Source organism: Flavobacterium sp. CSZ (assembly GCF_015350725.1).
Taxonomy (GTDB): Bacteria; Bacteroidota; Bacteroidia; order Flavobacteriales; family Flavobacteriaceae; genus Flavobacterium.
This window is the reverse complement of record NZ_JADKPQ010000012.1, coordinates 45664-66670: the sequence shown is the minus strand read 5'-3', so window position 1 is coordinate 66670 and position 21007 is coordinate 45664. Positions and strand designations below refer to the sequence as shown.

At 35.8% G+C, this 21007-nt stretch carries 14 protein-coding genes; 4 read left to right on the top strand and 10 right to left on the bottom strand.

The features are described from left to right. Window positions 1-10 precede the first annotated feature (10 nt). Genes IRZ78_RS14860 through IRZ78_RS14850 form a run of 3 tightly spaced genes read left to right on the top strand, consistent with a single transcriptional unit; the run spans window position 11 to window position 4076 of the window. Window positions 11-1321, top strand: coding sequence for a DUF4876 domain-containing protein (locus tag IRZ78_RS14860; RefSeq protein WP_194617285.1), 1311 nt, complete (start codon window positions 11-13; stop codon window positions 1319-1321). Window positions 1322-1332: 11 nt separating this feature from the next. Next, complete coding sequence (locus IRZ78_RS14855) at window positions 1333-2934, top strand: DUF6850 family outer membrane beta-barrel protein (RefSeq protein WP_194617284.1); 1602 nt, start codon at window positions 1333-1335, stop codon at window positions 2932-2934. A 2-nt stretch (window positions 2935-2936) separates the two neighbouring features. Continuing rightward, window positions 2937-4076 (top strand): cytochrome c peroxidase, encoded by a 1140-nt coding sequence (locus IRZ78_RS14850; RefSeq protein ID WP_194617283.1) that lies wholly within the window; start codon window positions 2937-2939, stop codon window positions 4074-4076. Window positions 4077-4221: 145 nt separating this feature from the next. On the opposite strand, the gene IRZ78_RS14845 is transcribed toward IRZ78_RS14850, so the two are convergent. From IRZ78_RS14845 to IRZ78_RS14830, 4 genes are all read right to left on the bottom strand, one after another. Then, window positions 4222-4629, bottom strand: a complete 408-nt coding sequence (locus IRZ78_RS14845; RefSeq protein WP_194617282.1) for a hypothetical protein — start codon at window positions 4627-4629, stop codon at window positions 4222-4224. Window positions 4630-4744: 115 nt separating this feature from the next. Continuing rightward, a complete protein-coding gene (pheS, locus tag IRZ78_RS14840; RefSeq protein WP_194617281.1) occupies window positions 4745-5764 on the bottom strand; it encodes a phenylalanine--tRNA ligase subunit alpha in 1020 nt (339 codons plus the stop codon). Window positions 5765-5850: 86 nt separating this feature from the next. Next, window positions 5851-6300: a hypothetical protein gene (locus tag IRZ78_RS14835; protein ID WP_194617280.1), complete on the bottom strand. Its 450-nt coding sequence runs from the start codon at window positions 6298-6300 to the stop codon at window positions 5851-5853. 162 nt (window positions 6301-6462) lie between these two features. Then, window positions 6463-6819, bottom strand: coding sequence for a hypothetical protein (locus IRZ78_RS14830; protein ID WP_078006785.1), 357 nt, complete (start codon window positions 6817-6819; stop codon window positions 6463-6465). Window positions 6820-7243: 424 nt separating this feature from the next. Here IRZ78_RS14830 and IRZ78_RS14825 point away from each other — a divergent pair, with 424 nt between their 5' ends. Next, window positions 7244-7795 carry a CvpA family protein gene (locus IRZ78_RS14825; protein WP_194617388.1) on the top strand — a complete coding sequence of 184 codons (552 nt, stop codon included), beginning with the start codon at window positions 7244-7246 and terminating at the stop codon, window positions 7793-7795. A 555-nt stretch (window positions 7796-8350) separates the two neighbouring features. Here IRZ78_RS14825 and IRZ78_RS14820 read toward each other — a convergent pair. From IRZ78_RS14820 to IRZ78_RS14795, 6 genes are all read right to left on the bottom strand, one after another. Next, window positions 8351-10759, bottom strand: coding sequence for a glycoside hydrolase family 95 protein (locus IRZ78_RS14820; protein ID WP_194617279.1), 2409 nt, complete (start codon window positions 10757-10759; stop codon window positions 8351-8353). 325 nt (window positions 10760-11084) lie between these two features. Continuing rightward, window positions 11085-13031 carry a sialate O-acetylesterase gene (locus tag IRZ78_RS14815; RefSeq protein WP_194617278.1) on the bottom strand — a complete coding sequence of 649 codons (1947 nt, stop codon included), beginning with the start codon at window positions 13029-13031 and terminating at the stop codon, window positions 11085-11087. 105 nt (window positions 13032-13136) lie between these two features. Beyond that, the gene (locus tag IRZ78_RS14810) at window positions 13137-14648 is read right to left on the bottom strand and encodes a cellulase family glycosylhydrolase (RefSeq protein WP_194617277.1); all 1512 of its coding nucleotides are present in this window, start codon (window positions 14646-14648) and stop codon (window positions 13137-13139) included. A gap of 309 nt (window positions 14649-14957) precedes the next feature. Further along, window positions 14958-17198: a glycoside hydrolase family 3 C-terminal domain-containing protein gene (locus tag IRZ78_RS14805; protein WP_194617276.1), complete on the bottom strand. Its 2241-nt coding sequence runs from the start codon at window positions 17196-17198 to the stop codon at window positions 14958-14960. A 46-nt stretch (window positions 17199-17244) separates the two neighbouring features. After that, a complete protein-coding gene (locus tag IRZ78_RS14800) occupies window positions 17245-18828 on the bottom strand; it encodes a glycoside hydrolase (RefSeq protein WP_194617275.1) in 1584 nt (527 codons plus the stop codon). Between the two features lie 2 nt (window positions 18829-18830). Next, the gene (locus IRZ78_RS14795) at window positions 18831-20987 is read right to left on the bottom strand and encodes a glycoside hydrolase family 3 C-terminal domain-containing protein (RefSeq protein WP_194617274.1); all 2157 of its coding nucleotides are present in this window, start codon (window positions 20985-20987) and stop codon (window positions 18831-18833) included. Window positions 20988-21007: the final 20 nt, after the last annotated feature.

Genomic DNA, 21007 nt, shown 5'->3' with positions numbered 1-21007 from the left:
TATATATACCATGAAAAAAACTCTTCTTATTACTATAACATTTCTTTTAGGATTACTAATACAATCCTGCAGCAATAACGATGAAAATGAAGCTTTAAAACCAGTAAATTTTAGTGTTTCTATTAAATACGATGAAACATTCAATAACATTACAACAAAAAAATCTGATGTAACTATTGTAAATAGCGAAACAGGAAACAAATATACTGTACAATCAGACGACAACGGAACAGCACAATTCAACCAAATTTTACCAGGTAACTATTCTGTTTCAGCGACAAAAGTAATGCAGTCGGCAGAATTCACAGAAACCTTTGGTTATACGCCATCGGAGACTGAAATTAATTTTAATGCTTCTCAAAGTAATATAACAGTAAACACAGAAACTACTCCTGTAACTTTAATAATGAAAACCTCAAAAGTAGGTGACTTTGTACTTAAACAAATTTACTACGGTGGATCTGACACAAAAAAGGGAGCTACTTTTAGAGATCAATTTATAGAAATTTATAATAACTCTAATACCGTTCAATATGCAGATGGTTTGTACATGGCTCAACTTACAGGATCTACAACAACAATAGTAGCAGCTTATTCTTTGGCTAATGGGCAGTTTGACTGGAGCAAAGCAGAAGGAATGACGGAAGGTAATAGTGCAAATACTGATTATGTTTATGGAATTAATATTATAAAAATTCCTGGAAATGGTACTCAATATCCTGTACAACCGGGTAAAAGTATTGTTATTGCTCAAAATGCAATTAACCATAAATCTAACTACATTGACAATAACGGAAAAGCCGTAAGTATTTTAAATCCTGAATTGACTGTAGATTTAAGCAACGCAGATTTTGAATCATTCTTAGGTACTTTTTCAGGCGACTTATATCAATATGACATTCAACATCCAGTTGTTCCGGATGTAGAGATTGCCTACTGGGGAAACAGTAATAATGATATGATATTAGATACTAATGGAAGACAGGCTTACGCTATTTTTAAAATGACCGATGCAGAATTTGCAGCGCTGAAAAAATATAAAAATCCTAAAGGAGACAAAAATTTATTTCTTCAAATTCCTAACTCGGTTCTTATCGATGGTGTTGATACTACAAAAGATTTAGGATCAGGATTAATACCTAAAAAGTTACCAGCACAAATTGATGGAGGAAATACTTATTTGCCTTCTGGAAACTATTCTTCAAAATCAGTAATAAGAAGGACAAAAACTACGATTGCAGGAAGAATCATATTACAGGATACTAATAATTCAACTAATGACTTTGTTGAAATAACCGCAAACCCTAGAGGATTCAATTAAAATTTTCATTAATGAAAATCGAAAATATCAAAATTTACAATACCATGAGTAATGCCCAGAAATACTGGGCGTTACTTCTTTTTTCTATTTTTCCCATCTCTTCTTTACAAGCACAAGACAGTATAATTGTAACCAATCATATTATTGATTCGCAGATTAAAAATCAAATTTTTAAATATCCTGTTAATTACACCAAACAGTATATTAAAGATTTTACGTTTACTGAAGTCTCATACGAATATCAAAAAAATGAATTTGCCCGAAAACAAATTGCAAATGAAATAAACACCTATCAGTTTTTAGCTCAAGGTTATTATACAACAACTTCGAAATGGAAATTATTTGGAAATTTATCTCTAAAAAAAATAGATGAAAAGGATTTAGGATGGGTACTATCTGATGATCGTTCAGAAGAACAGGAAGTTATTATGCCTCATTATTTTTTTGTTCCGAGAAAAGCAAACTGGACCAACCAGCAATATGTAGTCAACGGAGGTCTTTCTAAACAGCTCACGCGTAAAATATCTTTTGCTTCAAAGTTAGGTTATGAAGTAGCAAAATACAGTCGAAATTTAGATCCGAGACCGCAAATTATTTCGAGAAAAATTGGTGGTGAAATACAAGTGGGGTACGACCTAAAAGAAAATCATAAAATTTTTGCTTTGGCCAATTATACGCGCTCAGACAAAGATTTTTCATATCTATATAAAGATGATCATTCTAATGTTGAAGTAAAACCTGAAACTTATTTAAGATTCAATACAGGTTATGGCAGGATTATCAATTATTTCAAATCCAATTATTACAATAGTACACGATTTCTTTACAAGGAGAATCAAAACAAAATTGGTTTCGGTTATAACTTTAGCAATAAGAACACTCGTTTCACGGCTTTATATTACAACCAAAAATTAAATAATAATTTTTATTCCGATGTTTTTGACAATGAAGATAACCAAAGACTAAAAATTGAAACTACAACTAATCACGCCGAATTATTTGCATTGCATCAGTGGGGTAAAAAAGAGTTAAAATCAACTTTAAAATATGACATGAGCAATGGTAAAAATTTTGATGTAAAAAATAATGGCTACAACTATAAGAATAAATTAAATGCAATTAGCTGGTTAACTACACTTTCAAAAAAAACAGGTTCACATATAGATTATTTACTTGGATTTGATGTGCTTTACCAACAAAACGAATATCATGATGTCATGGCAACCACTAATCTCGAAATTAACTCGCTAAATACAGGCATATTCGCAAGCCATGATTTTTCATTTGATAAAAGCAAACTAAATACAACAGTAAGTTTTAATATGTATTTTCCATTACCATCATCTAAACTTGATTATTACGATACTTCAGGTGGTACTAATAGCACTTTTTTCAACGAGGTTATCATTCATGACTATGTCGTGAGTACAACCAATTATTTTGCGCCGGCAATACGATTAGAATACAGCTATCCTGTAAAAAACAACAAAACTGTAGTTTTCTTTACCAATCTTAAAGAAAAAATAGCACTAAAAAAACAAAATGATTATGCCACTATTATTAATACCAATACTACTTATTGGATTCAATGTGGTGTACAATTAAATTATTAAAAATGAAAACAAAGTTTATTGCCATTGGGGTAATGGTACTATCACTTATTATCGTTTCTTATGCTAAGATTAACACAACGCTTTCTATTGCTCAATTAAAGAGATTATACAGCAGTGGTGATTATCAAAAATGGCCAAAACCTGAAGTTGATTCGCTTGTTTACGCGCAGGGTTTTGAAGATATAGGAACTCTGGGCCAACCTGAATTCCCTGAAGACAATAAATATACCGAAGAAAAAGCAGCATTAGGTAAAGTCCTTTTTTTTGATCCGAGATTATCAAAATCGGGACAAATTTCCTGTGCCAATTGCCATGATCCTGAACTGAATTGGGGCGATGCCAGAAGGGTTTCTTACGGAGAAGGAAGATTGCAAGGCATTAGAAATTCTCCGAGTTTGATGAATATCGCTTATGCGAAAGTTTTCTTCTGGGATGGCAGAGCAGCAACGCTCGAAGACCAGGCAAGCTTTCCTATAAAAGATACCAAAGAGATGAATTTTCATATCGATTTAGCGACAAAGAGACTGAATAAGATAAAAGGCTACAAACCTTATTTTCAAAAGGCTTTTGGAAAAGAAAAACTCACTCAGACCGAAATTCTAAAAGCCATTGCTACTTTCGAAAGAACCTTAATAAGTCCAAAAAGCAGATTCGACAAATTTGTGGCGGGTGATTCAACTCAACTGAGCAATAAAGAAGTCGAAGGTTTGCATTTATTCCGTACCAAAGCACGTTGCATAAATTGTCATAATACGGCCAATTTCTCTGATAATAAATTCCATAATATTGGTCTAACGTATTACGGAAGAGAATATGAGGATTTAGGAAGATATAATGTGACTGGAAAAAAAGAAAATGTTGGCGAATTTAAAACGCAATCTTTAAGAGGAGTTGCTCAAAATGCCCCTTATATGCACAATGGTTTATTCCCTAATTTACGCGGCGTTCTAAACATGTATAATGCGGGAATGCCTCAACCTAAAAGAAAGGAAAGCCAAGCAAACGATACATTATTCCCTACAACTTCCAGACTGATTCAAAAATTAAAACTGAATCAATCAGAATTAAATGCCTTGGAAGCTTTTATAGGTAGTTTGTCTACGGGTGCTTATAAAATGAGACCACCTGAGTTACCGCAATAGTTTTTTTGAGAAGATAGAGTAAAGAATATAGAGAATAGATTTCTATACTTTGAGAATAAAAAAAGAGTCAAGACTAATTAAATTTTGTCTTGACTCTTTTCATTTATCTATTTTTCTAAAGTCTATTCTCTTTATTCTATTCTCTCTACTTCACTATCACCCCTTCAACAAACAAAATCGGCACTTCTTCTGTATCGTTCTCATTGATTATGTTTGATTTGAAAATGAATTTCTTGTCGTACAGTTTATTGTCAATGAAGAAAGTCACCATGAATTCGTTGTTTAAAACCAACAAGCTCTTTTCGACCATTTCGATTTTTACTACCGAAACTGCAGGAACTTCTACAAAAGCGTGACGAAGAACAGATGTTTTTTTCATTTCGCCATCGATAGTTCCAAATGCTTTTGAAACTACCATTACGCTATCAAGATTAAAGTCACTGTCGTTTACTAGATAAGCGTACCACACTTTTTCCATAAAATCATCGCTCCATTCCTGAACAGCGGCAATGAATACGTTTTCTACTTCTGGGATTGTTATATCTGCTTTCATTTTTATTAAATTTTAAAACCTTTGTCAAAGTCTAAACTTCAACAAAGGTTTATTGTATTAATGAGAATTATATCTTTCAAAAATTAATCTAAAATCTACAATCTAATTTCTAAAATTAAATATTGGCTTTGAATTGCTCTAAGAAACGAACATCGTTTTCGTAGAACATACGAATATCACCAATTTGGTACAACAACATTGCAATACGCTCTACTCCCATTCCGAAAGCAAAACCGTTGAATTCGTCCGGATTGATGTCGCAATTTTTAAGAACGTTTGGATCTACCATTCCGCAACCTCCAATTTCTAACCAACCTGTTCCTTTTGTGATACGGTAATCCGTTTCGGTTTTTAAACCCCAATAGATATCAATTTCGGCACTTGGTTCTGTAAACGGAAAGTATGACGGACGTAAACGAATCTTCGATTTTCCGAACATTTCTTTAGTGAAATAAAGTAAAGTCTGTTTCAAATCGGCAAAAGAAACGTCTTTGTCAATATACAATCCTTCTACCTGATGGAAGATACAGTGCGAACGTGACGAAATTGCTTCGTTACGGAAAACACGTCCCGGAGAAATAGTACGAATTGGCGGTTTGTGATTTTCCATATAACGCACCTGAACAGATGATGTATGCGTACGCAACAACACATCAGGATTTGTCTGAATGAAAAATGTATCCTGCATATCACGCGCCGGATGGTATTCCGGTAAGTTCAAAGCGGTAAAGTTATGCCAGTCGTCTTCGATTTCCGGACCTTCGGAAACGTTGAAACCAATGTTGGCAAAAATATCTATAATTTGATTTTTAACGATCGAAATAGGGTGACGAGAACCAATAATTACCGGTTCTGCAGCACGAGTTAAATCGCCAAACATTCCTTTTACTTCCTGTTTGCTTTCTAGTTCTTCCTGAATAACGCGAACTTTTTCTTCAGCTACAGCTTTTAAAGTATTGATAACTTGTCCGAAATCTTTTTTCTGATCGTTTGGAATATTTTTGAACTCTGAAAAAAGTTCTTTCAACAACCCTTTACTACCTAAATATTTAATACGGAATTGCTCTAAGGATTCTTTATTTTTATCATTAAAGGCTTTCGCTTCCTCTATATGTTGTTTTATCTTGTCTATCATCGATCTTACTTTGAAGGTGCAAATTTAAGGATTTTGTTCTAAGTATGAGGTCTAAAATTCAAAGTTTCCTTTTCAAATTCGAGAATCTATTTTATGAGACTAATTTTATGTTCTATTTGTTTCACTTTTTCAAGCCAAAAACTCATTCCTTCCTGGTTGGTAATAATTTCTTTTCGGTGTTTTGATGCTATATTACTCAATTGAGCCCAGTTTTTATTCCATTCTTTATTCCGCTCGGTATTGTTCGTTGGTTCTGTTCTGGAACGCCAAAACTCCATATTTTTAAAGTATTTTTGTTTTAAATCTTCAAAATATTCGATTAGCTTTTCTTTAGAATTAGGAATATAACCCGGCCCGCTGCAACCACAGGAATGAAATGCAATACCAACTGAATATAGGCTTTTGATATGTTCCCATTTTTTGAGATCGTCTTTTTTTGGCGATTCAAAATCAAGTCCCATACTCGCCATTAATTCGCCACATTCCGGACACTTTGCTTCCTGAACTGATTTTTCGCCTCTTTGTATGTCATTCATCAATCTTCTTTTAAATGTCTTTCGGCAATTAAAACAAGCATAATGTGGTTTATAAGAAACCATTGCATATCTACACATTTCTTTCTGGTTTTCAGTCGCAGTTTTCAGTCGCAGTCGCAGTTTGGCACTGAAAACTGCGACTGTAAACTGAAAACTAAAAAACTATTCAATAAGTTCTCTTTCTAAAAAATAATTCACAATGGCTTCTTTCATCAAAACCGATTGCTCTCCTGCTTTTAGTGCCGGTAATTCTTCTTTTACTTTGTAATGTGGCCATCCTTCTGCATCAAAAAAATCGAATTCATAAAACCCGTAAGGTTCTAATAATCGGCAAATGGCGATGTGCATTAGGTTTAATTTTTCGTCTTTTTTGAATTCGCGGTGTACTTTTCCGAGTTCCTGAACTCCAATGAGGTAAATTATGGCATCTAAATCTAAGTCTTCGCCTTGCGAAAACTGATTAGATAGTATATCGACGAGCTTTTCCCATCGCTCTTTTAGTTGTGTATCTCTGGACATTTTTATTTGTGGATTTTAGATATTAGATTTTAGATTGAATTATGATTAAAGATTTTTTAAATCTAAAATCTACAATCTGAACTCTAAAATTATTATCGCAAAGATAGGAAGTTCAAATCCAAAGTCCTAAAATTAAAGATTTCTCATACATTATTAATAAATGGGCCACGGATTTAAAGGGTTAAGCGGATTAACGCGGATTTTTTTTTGTCGTGCGCTGCTTATTAAACACATAGAAACATAGATTTAAATTTTATAAAAAAAGTCTGTACTAAAAAAACTAGTTTTTCTTACATAGCCACTTTCAAACAATAGCAATCATCAAAGCTAAAGCCTTTGAACCTTTGCATCTTTGAGCCTCTGAACCTTAAAGAAGCAGATAATTCTTTTATATTTGCGCCTTAATTAAATGAAAACAGAAAACATGAGTTTTTTTGATATTATTGTTGGCGCTCTTTTGGCTTTTAGTTTATATAAAGGAATCAAGAACGGGCTTTTTGTAGAAGTGGCTTCTTTTATTTCTTTGTTGTTGGGAATTTATATTGCGATTAAATTCTCTTCGTTTATGAAGGAACTGATCATGAAACACGTTTCATGGAATCCGAACACGATACAGGTTACGGCTTTTATCCTGACGTTTATTCTCGTGGTTATTGGTGTTTACTTCCTGGCAAAAATCCTTACCGGAATTGCTGATTTTGCTTTCCTTGGATGGGCGAATAAATTGGGTGGAGGTTTTTTCAGAATTTTGAAAACGATCCTGATTATGAGTATTTTTATTGCCCTTTTTGAAAAAATAAACTTCAATGAAACGTTTGCCAAAAAAGAAACTCTTGATAAATATTATTTTTATAATCCGGTAAAAAAAGTAGCGGCTTTCGTTTATCCTTCTATCGAAAAATGGTATGATACTTTTAAAGAAGAACATGCTAAAAATTCTGAAGAGAAGTCTACTGAAGCTACTGAAAAAGAATAATCGAATTGTCAGGCTGAGTGAAGTCAAAGCCCTTTATACAAAACAAGCCTTCGACTTCGCTCAGGATGACATTAGTTTTCAAAAGAAATTTAAGTCCCAGAGGGCAATGCTATTAAGTTAAGGAATGAGTAATAGAGAGAGAGAGAGAGAGAGAGAGAGAGAGAGAGAGAGAGAGAGAGAGAGAGAGAGAGAGAGAACTAACCACAAAGTTTGTCATCTCGACGAAGGAGAGATCACACTAGTATTTCCGTTCAGATATTCGCCAATCTTTGTCGAGTTTCTTGTGTGCTCTCTCCTTCGTCGAGATGACAAGATTGCGAATTCTGATAGAGTTATTGATACAGAAATAGTTAATCTGAATTCAAAAATCTCTTAACTTAATGACATTGCCCAGAGGGACGAAATATTTATAGAAATTTATAACCACATCACCATAGAACCCATCGAGGTGAAATATAATTATAAAATACTTCGCTCCGATGGAGCTTAAAAACAATAAACCCGACAGGTTTTAAAAACTTGTCGGGTTTGACAAAGATTGCGTTTAGAACTATTTTACCAGTTCACTTCTAGTTTTTCTCCTTTTTTCAAAGTGATATTTTGTTTTTTATCACCAGATATCAAAGTTGTTTTTCCTCCAATTTTTGAAGAAATCGTAACTTTCTTTAGGATTTTATTTTCCCAATTCATTTCGATTTCAAATCCGCCACGGGCACAAATTCCTTTTACTGATCCGGTTTCCCAAGCGTCTGGTAAGGCGGGTAATAACCTGATTTCATTTTCGTTTGACTGAACCAGCATTTCGGCAACAGCTGCGGCTCCTCCAAAGTTTCCGTCGATTTGAAATGGTGGATGTGCATCGAATAAATTCGGGTATGTACCTCCTCCTCTTCTTGGTTTGTCGGTTTTCTTTCCGTCAGGATCTACGTAACGCAATAATTCGCGGAACATTTTATACGCACGATTTCCGTCCCAAAGTCTTGCCCAAAGATTGATTCTCCAGCCTTTTGACCAACCTGTGGTTTCGTCGCCTTTTATTTCCAGAGTCTTTTTTGAAGCTGCTGCCAGATCAGGCGTTTTCTCGGGCGTAATATGATCGCCAGGGAAAAGTCCGAACAATTGCGATTGATGGCGGTGTTTAGGATCTTTATCTTCCCAATCAAAATACCATTCCTGCAAGTTTCCTTTTTTACCAATTTGGTATGGATATAATTTTGATAATGCCGTTTCTAATTTTGCTCTAAAATCAGTGTCGATATTTAGAATTCTTGACGCTTTTATCGTTTTGTCAAAACATTCCCTTATCATGGCCAAATCGGCCGTGCCACCATACATTGTTGCACCAACAAAACCATCAGGCGTCAGATATTGATTTTCAGGTGAAGTGGATGGCGATGTTATTAGATTTCCGTTTTTATCGGTTATCATCCATCCTAAAAGAAATTCGGCAGAGCCTTTCATCAAAGGATAACCTTCATTTTTTAAATATACCTTGTCTTGTGTAAAAATATAATGTTCCCAAATGTGCGTACTTAACCAGGCGCCGGCAAGTGGCCAACATGCCCACATTGGATCTTCTTTACCAAATTGCCCCACCGGATTGGTCATTGCCCAAATATCTGAATTATGCGCAGCAGCCCAGCCCTGGTTTACGCCATAAAAAGTCTTTGCCGTAACTTTTCCGGTTACCGAAAGATTTTTTATAAAGCTTAAAAGCGGCAAGTGCATTTCGGATAGATTGGTGTTTTCTGCCAGCCAATAATTTTCTTCCAGATTAATATTCATTGTATAATTACTACTCCAGGGCGGATTTAGATGCGGATTCCAAATACCTTGTAAATTTGCCGGAACACCCAAAGTTCTCGAGCTGCTTATCAATAAATAACGTCCGTAATTAAAATAGAGGATTTCGAGGTTTTTATCTTCTTTTCCATCTGCGTATCTTAGTAAACGTTCATTTGTTGGTAAATCGGGTGCGGTTGTTTTGCCTAAATCTAAAGTGACACGATTGTAGAATTTTTGATAATCTTTTGTATGGTTTTCTTTTAATTGATCGAATGATTTTGCAAATGATTTGTTCAGGTTTTGCAAGGCAATTGATACATCATCCAGACCTTCAGTTGCCGGATTTTTGTCAAAACCATTAAAACTTGTCGCAACAGATACGTAAACATATGCTTCTGTTGCCTCTTTTAAGCTTAAAAAGTCTCTGGAACTTGTAATTTTTCCGTCTGTTTTTTTAATTTGAATTAGAGTAGTGAATCTTGTTCCTCTATCTTGTATTTTTTGATATTTTGGTACAACCGGATATCCTGCATTTTCATGAATTGGTGCAGACCCTGTCATTACCAGAATATTATTTCTTACTTCGACATTTGATTTTAACAGGCTTTTTAAATTAATGTCAAAATTCAAACCTCCTTTTATACTGCTAGTCAATTTGATTACCATGATTTGGTCTGGTGCCGAAACAAAATACTCACGTGTAAATTTTATTCCGTTCATTTCATAACTCACCTTTGATACTGCATTCGAAATATCGAGTTCACGATAGTAATTGACTGCTTTTCCTTTCTCTGAATTATTGATTTCTAATGTCCCAAGCGGAGCATAAGATTCAGAATTTTTACCTTGAACTTTTTTATTTAATTCTTCGGCTAGTTTGTATTTTTCGTTTTTGAGTGCTTCGCGAATGGCCGGAATATTTTTGTAGGCTTCGGGATTCATATTGGCATTTACGGGTTCACCTGACCAAAGCGTAATGTCATTCAGGTAAATTTTATCTGAATTTGCGCCGCCAAAAACGGTTGCTCCCATTTTTCCGTTTCCTAAAACCAAGCTTTCCTCAAAAAATTCTGCAGGTTGATTGTACCATAAAACATGACTGGATTGGGCATTTGCATTTATACAAATGAAAGAAAATACGAAAACAAGAAGTGTGTTTTTTACAAAGTTTTGATTCATTTTTGTAATGTTTAATATGAGTCGTTCCTAGGGAACTTTATTGTCATACTCATTCTAATCAACGGATTAAAATCCGTTGCTACAATATAGTTTGTTCCTCCGGAACTTTTGATAGAGCCTTTGGCTCGGATTATTTTGTGGATGTCCGAAGCTTCGGGATTAATCCATCTTTAACAATATATATACAAATCTATTCAATTTCCCAAGTTATGGAATTTCCAAATTATAGAAATATAAATATCTCGTTTAACGATTTCGCGCGTGAGAGATAGGAGCAATCCGCCGCTGCGGAGCGGATAGCCCGACCAAATCTCACACCAAAATATTATTTACTCACCTTATATACCTCGTTTGCCGTAATCATTTCCCAATTATCGGTTCTGAAAGACGATGCGGGAAATTTTTCTTTATTGAAAAGATTGATTTCGGTATCGTCGTCTGCCCAACCGTAATGAACGGCTATGGGATTTTTTACGTTTTCGCTTGAAACGATGACTTTGTTGTTCTTGATTATCGCTTTCGCGGAATGAAAAACTTTGTTGGCTCCCGCGATTTCAAATCCTTTTAGCGCTGCATTTTCGGGAGTCGATAATCCGCTTCCGGGATTGTCGAAAGTAAGGATTATTTCGTTTCCTTTTATTTCCTGAGATTTAAAAGTTGGTCCGCTGTAAACTTGTTTTTTGCCGTAAAGGTTGTTTAATGCAATTGCGGCCAAACGCAACCCTACATCTTGTTTGTTGGTTGGGTGAATATCTTTTGCGTTACCAATATCGGTGGTTACGACCATTCCTGTATTTTTTAATTTTAAAGTTTCTGATTGTGCTTCGCGGAGTTCTGCCCAACGGCTGCCGACTTTGCTATTGCCTTTGAATTCATCGAAAGTGGATAATTGAACGAAGTAGAAAGGAAAATCGCCCTGATTCCATTTTGTTCGCCAGTCTGTAATCATTAATGGAAATGACTTTTTGTATTGCTTGGCTCGCCAAACGTTTGCTTCGCCCTGATACCATAAAACGCCCTGAAACGCATAAGGAACCAACGGATTTACCATTGCATTGTATAATAACGATGGATAACTATTTGGTGAAACGGCTATTTTCACCTGAACGACATTGAATTTCCAAAGTCCTTCGAGTGGTAAACTAGTGTTTTTGAATTGGATTTTAAGATCCGCTGGATCACCGTAGATTCCGCCGCCGCCTGAATAATCTACAATTCTTACTGCGATTACGTTTTTGCCTTCTTTAAGAACTCCTTGTGGAATTTTATAAACTCGTAGTGCTTCCCAGATTTTGTTGGTTCCTACCTGAACACCATTCACGTAAGTGATATCTTCGTCATCTACTTTAGACAAATGCAAAACGGCTTCTGTTTTGGCTTGTTCTGCAGAAAGTGTAATTGTTTTACGCATCCAGACTACGCCATCGATATTGTCTATTTGCTGGTTTTCCCAAAGGGAAGGTACTTTTATTTCGGGCCAGTTTTTATCATCAAAATTGAAGTTTTTAAACTGATCTTCATTTTCCATGGAAACATCAAAACCCTGAACTTTTTTTACATTATCCAGAACTGATTTTTTATACACTTCGAAAACAGCATCCATATCGACTTGCGGAACATCGGCAATCATGGACTTAAAATCATTGCTTTTTTCGAAAGCTTCACGGCTTGTCCAGGTTTCTACATTGGTTCCGCCCCAGGAAGTATTGATGATTCCGATTGGGATTTTTAATTCGGCATATAGTTTCTTAGCGAAAAAGAATCCTGCTGCTGTAAAATCACGAATGTTTTCTTTATTGGCTAGCAACCATTTTCCTTCTTTGAGATCTTCTTTTGGTGTTCCGCTTAAATCCTGAGCAACACCAAAATGACGAATCATAGGATAATCTGAATCGGCCATTTCTTTATCAGCGTTCATGGTTTTGTACATCTGGAATTCCATGTTCGATTGTCCGCTGCAAATCCATACTTCACCAACCAAAACATTTTTGATAACAATTTTATTTTTTCCTGTAATGGATAACTCAAAAGGTCCACCGGCTTTTTCGGCAGAAAGTTTTATCATCCATTTTCCACTTTTATCGGCTTGGATGGTTTTGGTTTGTTTGTTAAAATGAACTTCGACTTTTTCGTTTGGTTCTGCCCAACCCCAAACCGGAATTTCTTTATTGCGCTGCAAAACCATTCCGTCAGAAAATAGTAAAGGCATTCTAACATTGGCATTTGCCATGATGCTGCACATTATAAAAAGAAAGATTATGTTTTTCTTCATTGTAATTATTTTTTTAAAACCATATAAGTGATATAAGAAAACATAAGTACAAACTATACGTAAAAATTAAATTATCTTATATCACTTATAGGTGAATCTATTATTTTATTGTAATCCTTCGATCATTGCATTTAGGGCCTGAGTATCAGAAACTGTATTATTAGATCTATTAATGATTCCGAAACTGTTGTCGCCAAGACTTCCTTCATCCCAATAGAACGGCAATAGACCATTTGCTTTGGCTGTTTTTACCACCGTTTTTAAATAATAGGCTCTTGAGCTGAGATGTAAAGTTAATGCATCTCCGGTTAAACTCGTACGGCGTATGGCGCCAAACTCTCCTAACAAAACAGGAATTCCTTTATCTACAAACTGATTTTTCATTAATTTGAAGTATTTCTCTAAATCAGCTTCTTCACCCCAAGTTGCATTTCGATCTGTACCTGTCGCTGAGTGATAACCTGTTCCCCAATAGTAGAACATTTTGCCCCATGATTCGTCTTTGGTTAATCCGGCGAAATTCCATGGTGTATAATAATGTACTTCGACCATCATGCGATTTACTGCTGCATCTGTTGGCAAACTAGTCATTAACTTATTTGTTTTTTCAATATCTGTTGTTGGTCCCTGAACTACTAATGTTCTGTAAGCATTTTTACCACCGGTTGAACGAACAGCATCGATAAAAGTTTGGTGATAAGAGGTTAAAACTGCCATTTGTGCCGCGTCTTCAACTGCTGGTTCATTGGCACTTGCAAAAAGTAAATGCTCGTCGAATCCGCGTAATTGTGTTGCGATTTGTTCCCAGAATGCTTTTTGTTTAGCGTTGTTTTCTTCTTTTTTGGCTTCGGTTATATTGTTTTCCAGCCATCCACCATCCCAGTGAATGTTTACTACAACATACATATTATTGTCTACACAATATTGCACGACTTCTTTTACGCGGTTGAGCCAATCTGCTTTGATTTTTGCTGTAGCCGAATTTTCTAAATACTGATTCCATGAACATGGAATTCTTATCGCATTAAATCCACTTGCTTTTACAGCATCGATGAGCGCTTTGGTTACTTTTGGATTTCCCCAAGCGGTTTCTCCGTTAGTAGCTTCTAAAGTGTTCCCAATGTTCCAGCCCAATTTTATTTTTGCTGCAAGTTGTACAGCAGTGCTTCCCATTCCTGAAGCATCAGCCGCAATAGGGTTTGTGTTGTAACTTGGATATAAACCTGTAACAGGATTTCCTGCTGCCTGCGAAACTGCAATTTGAATCGATGGAGCTTCCGCTGAGCTTAATGTTAGGGTTGCCGTTCTAGCCTCTTTAGTAGTGTTTTCTAAAGCTGTTATTTTTACGATAACAGTTCCTTTTACTCCTGATGTCTGGCTTAATTCTATCCAGTTTGCATTTGTACTCGTAATTGTCCAAGCCTGCACATTGGCAGTAACTTTCACAATAGATTCGCTGCCTTTGCCTAAAAAATCAATTTTATTGGCATCTGCAGTTAGTGTATTTTCTACCGGTGCCGGATCTGCTAAATCTTTTTCTGAACTACACGCCCAGATAGTCAAAAACGACAAACATAAAATGGCACTAAACAGGTAACTCTTAATAGTATTTTTCATTTGGTTTGGTTGGTTTAATAGTTAGTTTTAAGTTTTATTCACGCAAATTCATTTTTATTCATTAAAATAACCGTTGGGCGTAATGCGTAAAAAATTAACTAAACACATAGAAACATAGATCTTATGATTTTGAAAAAAAGGAAATCAAAAAGAAACTCGTTTCTCACACATAGCTATGTTTGTTAATGCAAGTGAAACGCCTTTTTGAGTTCAATAAATTCTATGTTTCTATGTGTTAAAAATAATTACACCCTACAGATTAAAATAATGCTCTTTAATAAAAATCAAAGAGCATTAATGTTTCAGGTATTATTTGATTGTTACAACAACCTCTTTTTTGATATCTCTTGAAGAGTTTCCTAATTTTAAAGTGTATTTTCCTGGCTCAACCGTCCATTTTTTATTGGCTACATCATAGTAAGCCAATTCTTTTACGGGAACTTTGATTGTTACAGTGTTAGAACTTCCTGATTTTACCAATGTTTTCTGGAAACCTTTTAATTCCTGTGCGGCACGTGTTATTTTAGAATCTGCTTTTGAAGTGTACAACTGAACTACTTCTTTACCGTCTACTTTTCCTATGTTTTTTACGTCTACAGAAACTGTAATGGTTTCGTTTTGTGCGTACGATTCTTTGTCTGATTTTGCATTATCGAAAGCAAAAGTGGTGTACGACAATCCGTATCCGAAAGGATATAATGGCGCGATATTTTTAGTATCAAACCAACGGTATCCTACTAAAATTCCTTCGGCATAATTTACTGTTTTTCCTCCAGGGAAACTGTTTGTGGCGTGTGCCGGAGAATCCATGATTTGTTTAGGCATTGTCCAAGGCAATTTTCCTGACGGATTTACTTTTCCTAAAATGACATCGGCCAAAGCATTCCCTCCTTCAGATCCGTTAAACCATGTCCAAACTAAAGCTGACGTTTTTTTGCTTACAGCATCAATATCAAAAGGTGCACCGGCAACCATTACTACAATCGTTTTTGGATTTACAGCCAATACTTTCTGAATTAATTCTTCTTGTCCAAATGGTAATTTTAAGTTTCTACGGTCAGAAGCTTCTGTTTCGTAATCACGGTTTGAACCTGCGAAAATAATAGCAACATCAGATTTTTTAGCAGTTTCTATTGCTTCCTGCAATTTAGCCGGATCTAACTGATCGATTGTTACCGGACCATTTGAGGTTATGTTTCCTAAATTCCCCTTGTTTTTTTCGTCGTAACGCTCTAAATATCCTTCGGCATAATTGATTTTTACTGATGATGGTAATCTATTTTTTAAACCTTCAAGTGGTGTAACTTCTCTTTTTGTTTTTACTCCTGCTCCAAATCCGCCCAGAGCATTTTTTTTTGTTGCGTTGTTTCCAATTACAGCTATAGATTTTACTCCGTCTAATTTTAATGGTAATGCATTGTTGTCATTTTTCAATAAAACAATGGCTTCAGCGGCAATTTTATAAGCATCCTGATAATGTGCTTCGGTGGCAATGCTTCCTTTTACACGTTCTTTTCCACCCATTGCTTTTACCTGAAACAAGGTGCGAAGAATTCTTTTTACGTGAACATCAATTTCTGCTTCTGAGATTTCTTTGTTTTTAGCAGCAGCAATTAATTTATCGGCAAGAAAAAATTCATTGAATGGTTTTGGTGTTCCCATTTCAATATCTAATCCATTTTTTAAAGATTTTACTGTAGAATGCACCGCAGCCCAATCTGACACTACAACGCCTTTAAATCCCCATTCGTCACGAAGGATTTTATTTAGCATATAATCATTCTCGCATAAATATTCTCCTCTAAATTTATTGTAAGCGCCCATTACGCTATACGCATGAGCCTCTTTTATAGAAGCTTCGAATGCCGGAAGGTAAATTTCACGAAGTGTACGCTCATCGATTTGTACATCGACAAAATCACGATTGGTTTCCTGATTGTTGGCTGCAAAGTGTTTAACACAAGCCATTACATCATTATCCTGTAAACCAACAATCAATGGCACTGCAATTTTTTTGTTCAAAAACGGATCCTCAGACATGTATTCATATGTTCTTCCTCCAAGTGGCGTTCTTACAATATTTATGGCTGGTGAAAGCAACATGTCTTTATCTCTGGCACGTAGTTCCTGCCCCACACTATTCCCAAATGTATACGCCATTTCGGCATTCCATGTTGCGGCTAAACCTCCGCCTGCAGGGTAATAGGTTGCAAAATCATCTGTTAATCCTGCCGGAGCCCAATTGTCGCGCGAAATTTCTTCACGAACTCCTAGCGGTCCGTCGGCCATTTTAAGTTCAGGAATTCCTAAACGCTTTACACCGCCAGAAGTAAACATGCTGTTACCATGCAACATTCCGATTTTTTCTTCCAATGTCATTTGAGCGACTAACTTGTCGATTTCGGCATCAAATTCTGATCCTATTTCTTTTCCCTGATACTCTTTTGCTTCACCTGAATCTGAGCTTACTGAACTTTTTGCATCATTTTTACAAGAGGTAAATACTGCAAAAGCTAATGCTGCTGATAGGTATATGATTTTGTTTTTCATGCTTAATAAATTTATTTTTAGTTTTTTGATAGTTTTTTAAAAGGAATTATTGTTTTACCAAATTGAACAGCACCACATCATTCTCATTCATTTTATATGTTGTACTGTATGTTCCTTTTGTATTGATGGTTACTTTTTCTGTTGCGATCAAAGCGCCATTATTTTTTTCTTTTATCTTTTGTACTTGTTCACGGTTTAACTGACTTGGTTTTCCTAAAGCCAGATAATCGGCGTAAGCATCATTGACTTTATATCCTACTTTATAGATTTCTAAAGTGTAGTTTCCTTTTTGCAAACCATCAATTTCAATTTTTACACTTCCTTTGGGTTGAGATGGTAAATCTTTAATATAATACGATTGATTATTAACTGAATCTCCCGGATGCGTATTGGTAAAATCCCAAAACAGCAACTGAACATCTCCTTTTGCATTTTTAGTTATCCACGAAGAACTGTCTTTGTTTTGAAGTTCTGTTTCGCCTAATTTATTTAGAAAGGCATAAGAGAAATAGGCTGGTTTTTTGATTCCCTGCGTATTCAATAATCCGAAACCTCCGTGAAAAGGGGTGAACCTTGGACCTGGTTCTTCAAAAATATCAGTAAAAACCCAATACGACATCGAGTTTGCCGCATTACCAACTTGTTTGAGCTTTTGCAAAATATACGCTGCCGAATGGTAACTGTCGTGAACAGGATCTGCCGGAGTATAGGAAGAACTCCATTCTGTATAATGCAATTCAAGATTTGGCTTAGCCGAATTTGAAATTTGTTTTCGTGAGTTGATTACATCGCCACTCACACTCGATTCATCTTTATTTAGAACAGTTCCCGTAGTTCCGAATTCATCCAGAAATCCTTGTTTTACTCCGTAAGTATGTGTCGAAATAAAATCTAACGGAACATTATTTTTCGCACAAAAGTCTATTGTTTCCGAAACCCAGGCTGCTCCTGCTGATGCCGGGCCACCTACTTTGTAAGCTGGATTTACGCTTTTAATTCCTCGGACCGCATATTCATATAGTTTAAAATATTCTGCCTGAGTTCCTGTCCAGAAACCCGGCGTTAAATTAGGTTCGTTCCAAACTTCAAAATACCATGTTTTTACTTCTTCGACTCCGTAACGTTCTGTGAAATGCTGTGTTAGGTTCCTAATTAAATCTTCCCACTTTTTATAATCTTTTGGAGGCGTAACATTTCCTTTCCACCAAAAAATAGTCTGACTTCCGCTTGCTAATGCGTTGGGCATAAAACCTAATTCTACAAAAGGTTTCACTTTTATACTTAAAAGAAAATCATACAAAGCATCAATATATTGGTAATTGTATTCCGGATTTCCTTTTGAATCTTCTCTGTAAACCGCCATATCATCAGACAATAAACCGTGCATTCTGATGTATTTAAAATCACATTCTTTTTTGGTCATTGCCAATTGCTGTTGCCAGTCGGCGCGAAGGCCTTCGTTTGCTCTTCCGGCTCCAATACATTCTTTAAACATGGTATTTAATGCGCCCGAAGTTTTGTTGTAATCTACTTTTATAGTTCTGTTTTGAGCACTAGCATTTTGTCCAAACAATTGAATATTTGTCAGACAAACTAAGATATACAGTAGTATTAAATTTGTTTTCAGCATAATTATTTGACAGTTATATTTTTAGTGAGAAGAATAGTATCCGAAGCACTTCCTATCTGAATTTCAATTGCATTATTTTCTAGTTCGAATTGTTGTTTTGCTGTATTCCAATATTCTAAATCTTTTGCTTTTAAAATTAATGAAACATTCTTGGTTTCTCCGGCTTTAAAGAAAACTCTCTGAAATGCTTTTAGTTCTTTTTGGGCACGTTCTACTTTTGAATTTAATTGTTTTACATACAACTGAATTACTTCTTCTCCATCTTTACTTCCTGTATTGGTAACTGAAACAGTAACTTTTACTTCTTCATTTTTAGCAATGGTTTCAGAATTGGTTTCCACTGAATTGTATTTGAAAGTCGTATAACTTAATCCGTGGCCAAAAGCATATAAAGGTTTTCCTTTAAAATACATATAGGTTCTCCCATTTCGGATATTGTAATCTAATAATTCCGGTAAATCGGTAATGTCTTTTACCCAAGTCTGAGTCAATCGTCCGGCCGGATTATAATCTCCAAATAAAACATCGGCCAAAGCGGTTCCGGTTTCCTGACTGTTTTGGGTCATGTGTACAATTGCCGGAACATGTTCTTGTGTCCAGTTTATAGCGTATGGAAAACTGCTGATCAAAGCGACAACTGTTTTGAGATTGGCCTGATAAACGACTTTAACTAAATCTTCTTGTTCTAATGTCAGGGATTGGCGATCGACTGCTTCTTTTCCTTCACTTGGAACGGGACAATTTGCCCAGCCTGCATTGCAAATCGGATGATTCCCTACAATAACAATTACAGCATCTGCCTTTTTGGCAATCTTCGCTGCCTGACCATCAATGTTATTTTTAGCATAAAGAACCTCAACATTATTGCCCAGTTTATTTTTAATGCCCTGCAAAGGGGTAATAACATAAGTTGGTGTTCCGCTGTACCAATCCAGCAATACTTCATCAGCGCGAGGTCCGATGATGGCAATAGTTTTTAATTTGTCTTTTTGCAAAGGCAGTACTCCTGCATCATTTTTGAGTAAAACAATCGATTTTTGTGTGGCTTCTAAAGCGATTTTTTTATGCGCTTCGGTTTTCCACGGATCAATGGTGTCCTTTCCTGTTCCGATTTTCGAATATGGATTATCTTCTGAAACATCCAACATACCAAGTTTGATCATGACTCTGTAATTACCGCGAATTACGGCATCGATGTCTTTTTCTTTTAAATATCCATGCGAAAGTGCTCCGTAAACGCCTTCGATATATTCATCTAAAAACTGATTAATTCCTGCTTTTACAGCCGCTGCAGCTCCCAAATATGGATCCGGATAATATTTATGATCTGAAAGCAATAGTTTGAATGCGCCTCCATCTGTACAAATAATTCCGTTTTGTCCCCATTCTTTTTGGGTAATATTTTTAAGCATTGGATGTACCATGGCCGGAATTCCGTTTACTTTATTATAAGCCGACATATAGGCGCGGGATCCTCCTTCGACCACGCCCATATAAAAAGGCAAAGCATAATACTCTCGCCAAAGTCTTTCATCAAAATCAGATGATGTATAGGTTCTGCCATCTTCGTTGCTGTTGGCTAAAAAATGTTTCATTAAGGAAGCTGTTTGCCAATATTTCGGATGATTTCCCTGCAGTCCTTTTACAAAAGCAACGGTCATTTTTCCATTAAAGAAAGCATCTTCTCCATAACTTTCTTCGGTACGTCCCCAACGCGGATCTCTGGCGATATCAGCATTTGGAGCCCGAACAACTAATCCGCCGCGATGGTATTTCTGAAATGCATAACGTGTTTCGTAACCTTCAACCTGAGCCACCTTCTGAAGCAAGTCAACATCCCATGTTTCTCCTAAACCGTAAGCCTGAGGAAAAGTGGTTGTCGTAACGGGTTGTTTGTTTTTTCCACCCCATTCTCCCGGTCCGCCAAGGGCTAAACCGTGCAATCCTTCTACATGTCCTGTTCCTGTAACGCCTAATCTTTTTATCGACGGATTTGTGCTTAACGCCTTAACTTTTTCATCCAGGGTCATCAACAATAACAAATTATCAATACGCTTTTCAGTATCTAATTTAGAATCCTGAAAAGGATATTGCTTTTGCTGTGATAACACCAAATTGACCGACAAAAGAAAAACAATATGCAGAGTTAGGTTTTTCATTTAAAAAATTGTGGTTATTA

What these genes read in the sequence shown, in the direction of transcription:
- IRZ78_RS14860 (WP_194617285.1), top strand. Translation starts at nt 11, where the DNA reads ATGAAAAAAACTCTTCTTATTACTATAACATTTCTTTTAGGATTACTA.
- IRZ78_RS14855 (WP_194617284.1), top strand. Translation starts at nt 1,333, where the DNA reads ATGAAAATCGAAAATATCAAAATTTACAATACCATGAGTAATGCCCAG.
- IRZ78_RS14850 (WP_194617283.1), top strand. Translation starts at nt 2,937, where the DNA reads ATGAAAACAAAGTTTATTGCCATTGGGGTAATGGTACTATCACTTATT.
- IRZ78_RS14845 (WP_194617282.1), bottom strand. Translation starts at nt 4,629, where the DNA reads ATGAAAGCAGATATAACAATCCCAGAAGTAGAAAACGTATTCATTGCC.
- pheS (WP_194617281.1), bottom strand. Translation starts at nt 5,764, where the DNA reads ATGATAGACAAGATAAAACAACATATAGAGGAAGCGAAAGCCTTTAAT.
- IRZ78_RS14835 (WP_194617280.1), bottom strand. Translation starts at nt 6,300, where the DNA reads ATGAATGACATACAAAGAGGCGAAAAATCAGTTCAGGAAGCAAAGTGT.
- IRZ78_RS14830 (WP_078006785.1), bottom strand. Translation starts at nt 6,819, where the DNA reads ATGTCCAGAGATACACAACTAAAAGAGCGATGGGAAAAGCTCGTCGAT.
- IRZ78_RS14825 (WP_194617388.1), top strand. Translation starts at nt 7,244, where the DNA reads ATGAGTTTTTTTGATATTATTGTTGGCGCTCTTTTGGCTTTTAGTTTA.
- IRZ78_RS14820 (WP_194617279.1), bottom strand. Translation starts at nt 10,759, where the DNA reads ATGAATCAAAACTTTGTAAAAAACACACTTCTTGTTTTCGTATTTTCT.
- IRZ78_RS14815 (WP_194617278.1), bottom strand. Translation starts at nt 13,031, where the DNA reads ATGAAGAAAAACATAATCTTTCTTTTTATAATGTGCAGCATCATGGCA.
- IRZ78_RS14810 (WP_194617277.1), bottom strand. Translation starts at nt 14,648, where the DNA reads ATGAAAAATACTATTAAGAGTTACCTGTTTAGTGCCATTTTATGTTTG.
- IRZ78_RS14805 (WP_194617276.1), bottom strand. Translation starts at nt 17,198, where the DNA reads ATGAAAAACAAAATCATATACCTATCAGCAGCATTAGCTTTTGCAGTA.
- IRZ78_RS14800 (WP_194617275.1), bottom strand. Translation starts at nt 18,828, where the DNA reads ATGCTGAAAACAAATTTAATACTACTGTATATCTTAGTTTGTCTGACA.
- IRZ78_RS14795 (WP_194617274.1), bottom strand. Translation starts at nt 20,987, where the DNA reads ATGAAAAACCTAACTCTGCATATTGTTTTTCTTTTGTCGGTCAATTTG.